This is a genomic window from Mesorhizobium sp. M1A.F.Ca.IN.022.07.1.1, from assembly GCF_003997575.1.
Taxonomy (GTDB): Bacteria; Pseudomonadota; Alphaproteobacteria; order Rhizobiales; family Rhizobiaceae; genus Mesorhizobium.
Window position 1 is genome coordinate 1 of sequence record NZ_RZST01000720.1, and the last position, 603, is coordinate 603.

Annotated in this window: 1 pseudogene; it reads right to left on the bottom strand. The window is 63.2% G+C overall.

Going from position 1 to position 603, the window contains the following annotated elements:
• Positions 1 to 507 (bottom strand): annotated as a pseudogene (locus tag EOA75_RS33610) (porphobilinogen synthase); the annotation flags it as partial.
• Positions 508 to 603: the final 96 nt, after the last annotated feature.

The following is a 603-nucleotide window of genomic DNA, read 5'->3' on the forward strand; positions in this document are numbered from 1 at the left end:
GGCCATGACGGCATCCTGCTCGACGGTTTCGTCATTGACGATGATGCCGTCGCGCAGGATGCCGTCATGGCCATGGCTGGTGAACGGATCGAGCGCTGCGTCGGTAATGATGCCGATCTCCGGCACCGCATCCTTGATGGCGCGGGTGGCTCGGTTGATGACATTGTCGGGATCGAGGATATGCGAGCCCGTCTGGTCGCGCAGCGAAAGCTCGATGTTGGGGAAAGTCGCGATCGCCGGGATGCCGAGCTTGGCGGCGCGCTCCGCTTCCTTCACCGCGAGGTCGACCGACAGACGGTAGACATCCGGCATGGCGGCGATTGGCTCGCGCACATTTTTGCCCTCGACGACGAAGATCGGCCAGATCAGATCGTTGACCGAGAGCTGGTTTTCCTGCACCAGCCGGCGCGACCAGTCGGCCTTGCGCATGCGCCGCAGCCTGCGGCTGCCTGTGATCTCGTCGATGCTGCGGGCGCCGGCGGGCTTTGCGGGGGTGAACTTGTTCATCGCCAAAACTCTGTTGTCGTCCCGGCTTTTACCATGCGCCCCTGCCGCTGACCAATGCGACACGATTGTGCCAGTTGCTTCCGTGAAGGACGAGGG